The organism is Mycobacterium asiaticum, assembly GCF_001673365.1.
Classification (GTDB): Bacteria; Actinomycetota; Actinomycetes; order Mycobacteriales; family Mycobacteriaceae; genus Mycobacterium; species Mycobacterium asiaticum_A.
In genome coordinates this window covers 210,218-219,283 of the sequence record NZ_LZLS01000156.1, presented here as the reverse complement: position 1 = coordinate 219,283, position 9,066 = coordinate 210,218, and the positions used below count along the sequence as shown (strand labels likewise).

Annotated in this window: 10 protein-coding genes; 4 read left to right on the top strand and 6 right to left on the bottom strand. The window is 65.0% G+C overall.

What is annotated here, in order from left to right:
- Positions 1–108: 108 nt before the first annotated feature.
- Positions 109–891, bottom strand: a complete 783-nt coding sequence (locus tag A5634_RS17325) for an enoyl-CoA hydratase/isomerase family protein (protein ID WP_065145248.1) — start codon at positions 889–891, stop codon at positions 109–111.
- 115 nt (positions 892–1,006) lie between these two features.
- On the opposite strand from A5634_RS17325, the gene A5634_RS17320 reads away from it, so the two are divergent.
- From A5634_RS17320 to A5634_RS17305, 4 genes are all read left to right on the top strand, one after another.
- Positions 1,007–2,662, top strand: a complete 1,656-nt coding sequence (locus tag A5634_RS17320) for a thiolase C-terminal domain-containing protein (RefSeq protein ID WP_065145247.1) — start codon at positions 1,007–1,009, stop codon at positions 2,660–2,662.
- Positions 2,659–3,543 (top strand): alpha/beta hydrolase, encoded by an 885-nt coding sequence (locus tag A5634_RS17315; protein ID WP_065145246.1) that lies wholly within the window; start codon positions 2,659–2,661, stop codon positions 3,541–3,543. Before A5634_RS17320 ends, A5634_RS17315 begins: the two co-directional genes overlap by 4 nt.
- Before the next feature lie 92 nt (positions 3,544–3,635).
- Positions 3,636–4,841 carry a cytochrome P450 gene (locus A5634_RS17310; protein WP_065145245.1) on the top strand — a complete coding sequence of 402 codons (1,206 nt, stop codon included), beginning with the start codon at positions 3,636–3,638 and terminating at the stop codon, positions 4,839–4,841.
- The gene (locus tag A5634_RS17305) at positions 4,838–5,029 is read left to right on the top strand and encodes a ferredoxin (protein WP_065145244.1); all 192 of its coding nucleotides are present in this window, start codon (positions 4,838–4,840) and stop codon (positions 5,027–5,029) included. The genes A5634_RS17310 and A5634_RS17305 overlap by 4 nt, the downstream gene beginning before the upstream one ends.
- 6 nt (positions 5,030–5,035) lie before the next feature.
- Here A5634_RS17305 and A5634_RS17300 read toward each other — a convergent pair whose 3' ends face one another.
- The 5 genes from A5634_RS17300 to A5634_RS17280 form a co-directional block, all read right to left on the bottom strand.
- Complete coding sequence (locus A5634_RS17300) at positions 5,036–5,224, bottom strand: ferredoxin (protein WP_065145243.1); 189 nt, start codon at positions 5,222–5,224, stop codon at positions 5,036–5,038.
- A complete protein-coding gene (locus A5634_RS17295) occupies positions 5,221–6,492 on the bottom strand; it encodes a cytochrome P450 (protein WP_065145242.1) in 1,272 nt (423 codons plus the stop codon). The genes A5634_RS17300 and A5634_RS17295 overlap by 4 nt, the downstream gene beginning before the upstream one ends.
- Before the next feature lie 186 nt (positions 6,493–6,678).
- On the bottom strand, positions 6,679–7,182 hold the full coding sequence (locus tag A5634_RS17290; protein ID WP_065145241.1) for a hypothetical protein: 504 nt from the start codon (positions 7,180–7,182) through the stop codon (positions 6,679–6,681).
- 14 nt (positions 7,183–7,196) lie between these two features.
- Entirely contained in the window at positions 7,197–7,796 is a 600-nt protein-coding gene (locus A5634_RS17285) for a TetR/AcrR family transcriptional regulator (RefSeq protein ID WP_065145240.1), read from the bottom strand.
- A 93-nt stretch (positions 7,797–7,889) separates the two neighbouring features.
- Complete coding sequence (locus tag A5634_RS17280) at positions 7,890–9,041, bottom strand: thiolase family protein (RefSeq protein ID WP_065145239.1); 1,152 nt, start codon at positions 9,039–9,041, stop codon at positions 7,890–7,892.
- Positions 9,042–9,066: the final 25 nt, after the last annotated feature.

Genomic DNA, 9,066 nt, shown 5'->3' with positions numbered 1-9,066 from the left:
AGCAGATCGACCGGCTCGCACTCGGAGCGAACGAATTGGTCCACCCAGTCGAGTTGGGCCGCCCATTCCGGATCGGTCGAAAAGTCCCATGCCACAAGCTGATCCTCTCTACCGCTGGGACCACTTCTGGCGAAGCGCCGCGGCCTCGTCGGTGGCGTGGCTCAGCACTTGGTTGCGGTTCTCCAGCTCGATCGCCGAGGCGAAGCCCGCGGCATCGGTATTCACTTGCAGCGCAGTCTTTGTCAGTCGGACGCCTAAGGGTGCGAGGTCGCTGATGCGCCCCGCCAGCTCGACTGCGTGGTCGAAAAGCCGGTCAGGCTCGACCACTTGACTCACCAGGCCCCGACGGTCGGCTTCGTCGGCGGATACGGTGCGTCCGGTGAGCATCCAGTCCGCGGCGACGCTGGTGCCCACGATGCGGGGCAGGTGGTAGCTCATGCCCATCTCCGCACCCGATAGACCGAGCAGAATCGCCGCATTGCCGAATGTTGCAGTGGCAGAACCGATCCGGATATCGGCGGCCAGGCATAAGGCCAATCCAGCACCGACGCACACGCCGTTGACGGCGGCGATCACCGGTTGCGGGAGGTTGCGGATCGCCTGGGGAATGGAGGCCATGGCTTCCTGAAAGCGCAACCTGTCGATGGCGGGATCGGTGGCCTCTGGGGCATTCCCCCCGAAGTCGCGTACGTCGATGCCCGAACAGAATCCGCGTCCCGTCCCGGTGATGACGACGGCGTTGACGGAAGCTTCGGCATCGGCGAGGCCGGCGAACGCCTGCATGAACTCCGCCAGCATCGCGTCGTTGATCGCGTTCAACCGCTCCGGGCGATTGAGCCGGAGCACCACGACACCGTCGCGCGGCGCCTCCTGAACCAGCGTCTCTGTCACATCAGTCCCGCTCGAAAGGTATCGTTCTGGCCCTGCCGAAGATGATAACGTAATTCTCGTATTCGCATAACGTGCCTACCATATTCGGCTGGGCCGTTCAGCCTGCGGAGGTGACGTGTCAGCAGCCCCGGGACGCCCGCTGCCCCAAATCACTGCTCAGAACGAGTTTTTCTGGACCGCCGGCGCCGACGGCTCGCTCCGGTTCCAGGAATGCAAAGCCTGTGAGTCGCTGATCCACCCGCCCGCTCCGGTATGCCGCTACTGCCGCTCGCGCGACATCGGTGTGCGGACCGTCTCGGGCAAGGCGACGCTGGCCGGATTCACCGTGAACCACCGATTCAGTGTCCCCGGCATGCCGGCGCCCTACGTCATCGCGCAGGTCGCGATCGTCGAGGACCCGCGGGTGCGGCTGACCACGAACATCGTGGACGCCGATCCCGAGCATTTGGAGCTGGGTCAGGCCGTCGAGGTGGTGTTCGAACAGATCGAGGACGTGTGGCTGCCGCTGTTTCGCCCGCTCCCCGACTCCGAGCCAGCCGCGCTGCCCGACGACGAGATCGCGCCGGAACGTTTCGGCGAATACGTCCGGCCGATGCTGACCAGCGAGAAGTTCGAAGACAAGGTCGCGCTCACCGGCATCGGCATGTCACCGATCGGGCGGCGGCAAATGGTCCCGCCGCTCTCGCTGACCGTACAAGCCTGCGAGGCCGCGATCGCCGACGCCGGGCTGACCTTCGATGACATCGACGGGCTGTCCACCTATCCGGGCGGCGGCAATATGGGTGGGTTCGGCGAGGGCGGGGTGACCGCGCTCGAAGCCGCGCTGGGCATCCGGCCCACCTGGCACAACGGCGGCATCGAGACATTCGGGCCGGGCGGTTCGGTGATCGCGGCCATGCTCGCCGTCTCGGCCGGACTGGCCCGCCACGTGCTCTGCTATCGGACGCTATGGGAAGCCACCTTCAACGAGCTGATGAAGCAGGGCAGGATCATCCCGTCCGGCGGCCGGACGGACAGTTGGCAGTGGCCATTCGGTGCCATGTCGGCCGCGCACACGCTGGCGATCAACGCGCAACGCCACTTTCACCGGTATGGCACCACCAAGGAGACCCTGGGCTGGATCGCAATGAACCAGCGCGCCAACGCCGAACTCAACGAGACGGCGATCTACCGCGACCCGATGACGATGGAGGACTATCTCAACGCCCGGCCCATCACCACGCCGTTCGGGCTCTACGACTGCGACGTGCCCTGCGACGGTGCGATCGCCGTCATCGTTTCGGCCGTCGACGCGGCCCGCGACCTGCCCAAGCCGCCGGTCCTGGTGGAGGCGGTCGGGACACAGATCATCGAGCGTATCGACTGGGACCAGAGCACGCTCACCCACGAACCCCAGGTCCTGGGCCAAGCCGCGCATCTGTGGACGCGCACGTCGCTGCGCCCCGCCGACGTCGATGTCGCCGAACTGTACGACGGGTTCACCATGAACTGCCTGTCCTGGATCGAAGCCCTGGGCTTTTGCGGAATAGGTGAAGCCCGGGAGTTCTTGGACGGCGGCAAGAACATCGCCCGCGACGGCCTGATTCCGCTCAACACCCACGGCGGCCAGCTCTCCCACGGCCGCACCCACGGGATGGGTCTGCTGCATGAGGCCGTCACCCAATTGCGCGGCGAGGCTGGCGCGCGCCAAGTCGCCGGTGCCCGCGTTGGCGTGGTGAGCAGCGGCGGCCTGACGCCCAGCGGGGTGATGCTGTTGAGGAGCGACGAATGAACCCACGCCCGCGGGTGGTCATCGTCGACGGCGTGCCCATGTCCGGCGTCATCGCAGAAGCACCGGAGCCCAAGGCCGTCGTCGTGGCTATTCATGGCGGCGGCACTACCGCCGTGTATTTCGACTGCCCCGGACACCCCGAATTGTCGTTGCTGCGACTGGGTCCCACCCTGGGCTTCACCGTGATCGCACTCGACCGACCGGGCCACGGCAGTTCGGCGCCGTACCCCGAGGCGGTGCAAACCCCGCAGCAGCGCGTCGACCTCGCTTATGGCGCGGTGGAACGCATTCTGGGCCCACAACCACGCGGCGCGGGCCTGTTCGTGCTGGGCCACTCGGGTGGCTGCGAGCTTGCGACGCGGATGGCAGCCGATGAACGCGGCACCGGCTTGCTGGGCATGGAACTGGGCGGCACCGGCCGTCGCTACCACGACGCCGCCAAGGAAATCATGAAGGCGGCCGTCGTCAAGGAGCGTCCACCCGGCACCCGCGAACTGCTGTGGGAACCTTTGCACCTGTACCCGCCGGACATCCTGCGCGGCGTCACAAACTCCGCTGCGTCCCCGCCTTACGAGCGGGACGTGGCGCAGAACTGGCCACACCGCTACTTCCCGGAACTGGCGCCGATGGTGCGGGTGCCGGTGCGGTTCACCCTCGGCGAGCACGACCGGGTTTATCGGGGCGACGACAGCAACCTCGCCGAAATCGCCGAAATGTTCTCGCAAGCAACACTTTTCACCAGCAATAGGCAGCCCGATGCCGGCCACAATCTCAGCCTCGGCCACTGCGCCGCCGAGTATCACCGCAAGGTGTTCGCGTTCGTGGACGAATGCATCGCCACCCGTTCGTCGGACAACTCGGTCGACCGAGAGGCCGGTTGATTGCCCCGCCCAGAAACAGCTACCGTTAGGTTTACAGTCAGGCGTTCAGCTGTAACGAATCCAGCCCGCAGTTCATCAGCAAGGAGCGTTCAATGACCACATCGACGGTCAGCTTCGACCCGTTCTCCGAGGACTTCTTCAACGGTGCCTGGGATACCTACCGGCGCATGCAAGAAGAGGCTCCGGTGTATTACAGCGAGGAGTACGACTTCTACGCGCTGACCCGGCATGCCGATGTGGCGGCGGGCCTGAAAAACTTCGAGACGTACTCCTCGGCCTTCGGTATCGACCTGTCGATGGTGCGCACCGGGAAGCCGCCGGAGCAGAAGTCGATCATCTTCATGGACCCACCCGACCACCGGCACATGCGCAGCCTGCTCAACAAGGTCTTCACTCCACGCGCCATTCAGGCCCAGCAGCCAATGGTCCGCGAAAAGATCGACAAGTATCTGAGCAACGTCGATCCCGTCCGCTTCGATGTGGTCCAAGACTTCTCCGGACCGTTCCCGGTCGAGGTGATCACCACCATGCTCGGGGTGCCCGAGGAAAATGCGCAGCGGATCCGCCACCTGATCGACGAGGGGCTGCACCGCGAACCCGGACAGGTCGAGGTCGGCGAGCGCGGCATGCAGGCCAACATCGAAACCGGGATGTTGTACTACGAGATCCTGCAGCAACGTCGCGTCGAGCCGCAGAACGATCTGTTCACCAAGCTGATCAACGCCGAAATCACGCGTGAAGACGGCCAGACCACCAGCCTGGACGACATCGAAATAGCCGGATTCGCAACCCTATTGGGGGGCGCCGGCGCGGAGACCGTGACCAAACTGGTCGGCAATGCCCCGGTCGTGTTCGCGCGGTTCCCCGGCGAGTGGCAAAAGCTGCTAGACGATCGCAGCAAGATCCCGGCTGCCGTCGAGGAGTTGCTCCGCTACGAGGCGCCGTCCCAGTACCAGGTCCGTTGCTCACTCAAAGATGTTGAGCTGCACGGCGTCACGATCCCGGCCATGAAACCGGTATTCCTGATCAACGGTGCGGCAAACCGGGATCCGCGGGCCTGGACCGACCCCGACACATTCAACATCGACCGCAACGGGCACGAAGCGCTCAACCTGAGCTTCGGCTACGGAATTCACAGTTGCCTGGGCGCGGCGCTGGCCCGCATGGAAAGCGCGATCGCGCTGGAAAAGCTGCTCGACTTCATGCCACGCTATGAGGTGGATTGGGACAACTGCAACCGCGTGCAAATGCAGAATGTCGCGGGCTGGAAGAACGTTCCGGTAAGGGTGATGCGATGAAGATCGAAGTCGACTGGGACCTGTGTGAGAGCAACGGCGTGTGCATGGGAATCATCCCCGAGGTATTCGAACTCGGGGACGACGACATGCTGACGGTGCACCAGACTGAGGTCACGCCGGACATCGAAGAGCCGGTGCGCGAAGCGGTCCGACAGTGTCCGCGACAAGCGATCTCGCTCACCGAATAGGCGCGGCTAAGTCTCCTTGATCGCCTGCTCGGGACAGCAAGCGATCGCCTCGCGGGTAGCTTCCTCGAATTCCGTTGGAACCTCAGAACTTATCGCTTCGGCATACCCATCGTCGGTGAGGCTGAACACCTCCGGGCACAGCGTCAGACACATGCCGTGTCCACGGCAACTCCCGTCGTCGACCCAGACTTTCATCCCGCAGTGAATTCCAGGTGCAGCTCGGTCAACCCACGCAGAATGTAGGTCGGGACATAGTGGTAGCGGCGATCATTCGCCGGACCGTGCACCTCTTCGTTGAGCCTGATGTCCGACGTCCGGTCGAGCAGCCGCTCGAGGGCCACCCGGGTTTCCGCGCGCGCTAGCGGAGCGCCGGGACAGCTGTGTATTCCGCGTCCGAACGAGATGTGCTGCCGGGCATTCTTGCGGGCCGGATCGAACGTGCTCGGGTCTTCGAACCGGCGCGGGTCACGGTTGGCGGCCGCCTGCACCACCATCACCGTCGTGCCGGCGGGCAGGTCCACCCCGCCGACGTTGACCGGCACCCGGTTCATCCGGAAGTCCCCCTTCACCGGGCTCTCGATACGCAGCGACTCCTCGATGAAGTTGGGGATCATGCTGCGGTCGCGACGCAGTTGCTGCTGAATCTCGGGACATTCGGCCAGGATCTGCAACGAGGCCCCGAGCAGACGCACGGTGGTTTCCTGCCCGGCTGAAAAGACGTTGCTGGCAACGCGGGCCACGTCCTCGACTTCGGGTATCGAGCCGTCCGGGTAGGTGGCCGTCGCCAGCCCGGTCAACACGTCGTCGCGGGGCTCGCGACGACGGTCCCGGACGTAATCGGAGAACAGACCGTAGAGGAATTCCAGCGGACTGTGCGCCAACGCTTCTTTGCCGGTGCCACCGACGCCGCCACCGGAGTGCTCGCGGATGCCTTTGACGAACTTGTCGCGATCTTCCATCGGCACACCCAACAAATCGGCGATGACCAATAGGGTGAACGGGCTCGCGAAGCCCTTGATGAACTCGCCCTGTCCAGGCGCCAGAAAATCGTCGAGCACCTGGTCGGCGAGGTCCCACATGGCATCCTCGTTTTCCTTGAGGCGCTTGGGGGTGATCAGCCGCATCAGCAGTGACCGGTGATTGGTGTGAGTGGGCGGATCCAGGGTCGGTAGCTGGTCGCTGAACGGCAACTCGTCACGATGCTGCTCGATGAGCTCGGTGATGTCGTCACCTTCGATCGGTACCGGAAATCCCGGGAACGGACCGGTCACCGAGTTGCAAGAGGACCAGGTCGCAGCGTCGTTGAGCACGGCGCAGGCTTCTTCCCAGCCGGTCACCATGGTGACGTCGTGGTGTTCCTCTTTGGTGACCGGGCACCGCTGGCGCAGCGCCTCGTAATAGGGGTAGGGATCTGCGACGAGCCGCTTATCGCGGAAGAAGTCCATCTCGGTGACGTCGGCCATTATGTCTTGAGCTCCATTCGAATCTCAGCTAGCGAGAATCCGCCTCTCACAGATGAGTATTACATTTCCATATGGTCAGCCCGACCGCAACGTCGTGCTCCGACCGCCGTACGGCGAGTGTGAATACCACGACGCGACACGCCGGTTCGGTGTCGCAGGACTCACGGTCGGCGGCGGGGGCAGGGGTCAGGCGGGCACCAGGTCGGCTGCCACGGAACGGCCGGCCATCAGACCACTGCGAAACGATTCGAGCGGGCCGATCTGGCCGAGCGGGGATCCCGCCGACGCCAGCGCCCGAGCCTTGAATATCTGCGCGGCGCTACTCAACCGGTGCTGCACGAGTCCGACGCTGGCATCCAGCTCAGCCGGCCAGGTGGTACCCCACAGGGTCACTTCGGTGACGCCGTGGTCGAGCGCCTGCAGCACCCCGGTGCGTACTCGCGGGTCTGAGCCGAGCAGGTCCGCGGCGGCCGCCAAAGCCTGTGGTCGAGGACGGGTGTCCAGCGACGCCAGTGCGCTTTCCAAGTCGAGGGTCTTGGCGCCGAGGATGTGCAGCGGCCGGTCGTCGGGGTGGTCGGTCAACAGCACCGTGACGTCCCAACCGGCCATCGCCCGGTCGAAGAGCCAACCGCCGGCGAACCTCACCACGTCGACGACGCTGGACGCCACCACGTCGAGCCGGTATCGCATGTCCGGTACCGGGTCTAGTTGGGTGGCGAGAAGTCGCGCGCCAGCGTCTCGGCGTACTCCTTGAACACCTCGGCCAGCGGTATCGAAGGATCCAGCAACCATGTCATTTCCATTCCGTGGATGAAGGCGAGAATTTCTACTGCCTTGACGGCGGGGTCTATGTCAGCGCGGTACCGACCAGCAGCCTGGCCGCGGCGGATGCCCTCGGCGACGATCTCGGTGGCATCCCGTTGGCGTCGCACCAGGCGGTCGTGCAGGGGCGCGTCGGCGGCGATGTTCTCCACTAGCAGCACGGTGAACGTGCCCACCAATTCTGGCGCACGGTTGAACCGGTCGGCGACCTGGGCGATCTCGCCGAGCAGATCGCCACCGCGATCGGAATGCTGCTCGTCGTCGGAGTCGCGCACGTCCAGAACCGCGTGCAGTAGCTGTTCTTTCGACTCGAAGTGGTGCAGCAGACCAGCGGGGCTAACCCCCGCTTCCCGGGCGATCTGGGCGAGCGTCGTAGTGCGCCAACCGTTGCGCGAGAGCAACCGGTGGGCCACTTCGAGGATCCGCTGCTTGCGGTCTTCGCCTTTGGCGAGGAGCGTCTCGTAGGGCCGTACGTCTGGCACCGCACTCCTCACGATCGGCCGGTTCGCAAAACCTACTGAACACACAGTAGGTTGGTTTACCCCGACCTGACAAGGGCCGGTTCGCGGTTGAGTTCAGCTCACCAATTCGACCAAGGTGGCGTTGGCCGTGCCGCCGCCCTCGCACATGGTCTGCAGCCCGAAGCGAATTCCGTTGGCACGCATGTGGTGCACCATGCGCGTCATCAATACCGCTCCGGATGCGCCCAACGGATGACCCAGCGCGATGGCACCACCCAGCGGATTCAACCGCTGCGGGTCGGCTCCGGTTTCGGCAAGCCAGGCCAGCGGCACCGGCGCGAATGCCTCGTTCACCTCGAACACACCGACGTCGTCGATGCGAACGCCGGACTTGCCCAGCACCTTTTCGGTGGCCGGGATGGGTCCGGTGAGCATCAGCACCGGATCCGCTCCGGTGACCGCACCGGCTCGGTAACGCACGATTGGAGTGAGACCCAGTTCCAGTGCCAACTCCGAGGTGGTGACCAACAGCGCGGCCGCTCCGTCGGAGATCTGCGACGAGTTGCCCGCGTGGATCACGCCGTCGTCGACGAACGCCGGCTTCAATCCGCCCAGCTTCTCGACAGTGGTGCCGCGCCTGATGCCCTCGTCCTGATGCACCAGCCCGGCCTCGTCATCGGTGAACACCGCAACGATCTGCTCGGTGAATGCGCCGCTGTCCTGTGCCGCGGCGGCCCGTTCGTGCGACAGCGCGGAGTATTCGTCGAGCCGGCCCCGAGACAACCCCCACTTCTTGGCGATCAGCTCCGCCGACAGTCCCTGGTTGAACGAGAAACCGTCATAGCGGGCAAGCACTTTCGGCCCGTACGGCATTCCGGTGGCCCGCGCCGAGCCGAGCGGCACTCGGCTCATCACCTCGACACCGCCGGCCACCACCACGTCCTGCTGGCCCGACATCACCGCCTGGACCGCGAAGTCGAGGGCCTGCTGGCTGGAGCCGCAGGCGCGGTTGACCGTGGTCCCCGGGATGCTTTCCGGCCAGCCCGCCGCGAGCACGGCGTAGCGGGCGATGTTGCTGGACTGGTCGCCCACCTGAGACACGCAGCCCCAGATCACGTCGTCGATGCGCTCCGGGCTGACGCCCGCGCGTTCCAGCAGTTCGTTGAGGACGACGGCGGACAGGTCCGCGGCATGCATGCCCGACAACCCACCGTTGCGCTTGCCGACCGCGGTGCGCACCGCCTCGACGATGACCGTCTCACGCATTTGTTCGCTCCGATCGTGGTTCGAC

Bases quoted from the DNA above. Each gene is read 5' to 3' on its own strand.
- A5634_RS17315 (WP_065145246.1), top strand. From the start codon at position 2,659: ATGAACCCACGCCCGCGGGTGGTCATCGTCGACGGCGTGCCCATGTCC.
- A5634_RS17310 (WP_065145245.1), top strand. From the start codon at position 3,636: ATGACCACATCGACGGTCAGCTTCGACCCGTTCTCCGAGGACTTCTTC.
- A5634_RS17305 (WP_065145244.1), top strand. From the start codon at position 4,838: ATGAAGATCGAAGTCGACTGGGACCTGTGTGAGAGCAACGGCGTGTGC.
- A5634_RS17300 (WP_065145243.1), bottom strand. From the start codon at position 5,224: ATGAAAGTCTGGGTCGACGACGGGAGTTGCCGTGGACACGGCATGTGT.
- A5634_RS17295 (WP_065145242.1), bottom strand. From the start codon at position 6,492: ATGGCCGACGTCACCGAGATGGACTTCTTCCGCGATAAGCGGCTCGTC.
- A5634_RS17290 (WP_065145241.1), bottom strand. From the start codon at position 7,182: ATGCGATACCGGCTCGACGTGGTGGCGTCCAGCGTCGTCGACGTGGTG.
- A5634_RS17280 (WP_065145239.1), bottom strand. From the start codon at position 9,041: ATGCGTGAGACGGTCATCGTCGAGGCGGTGCGCACCGCGGTCGGCAAG.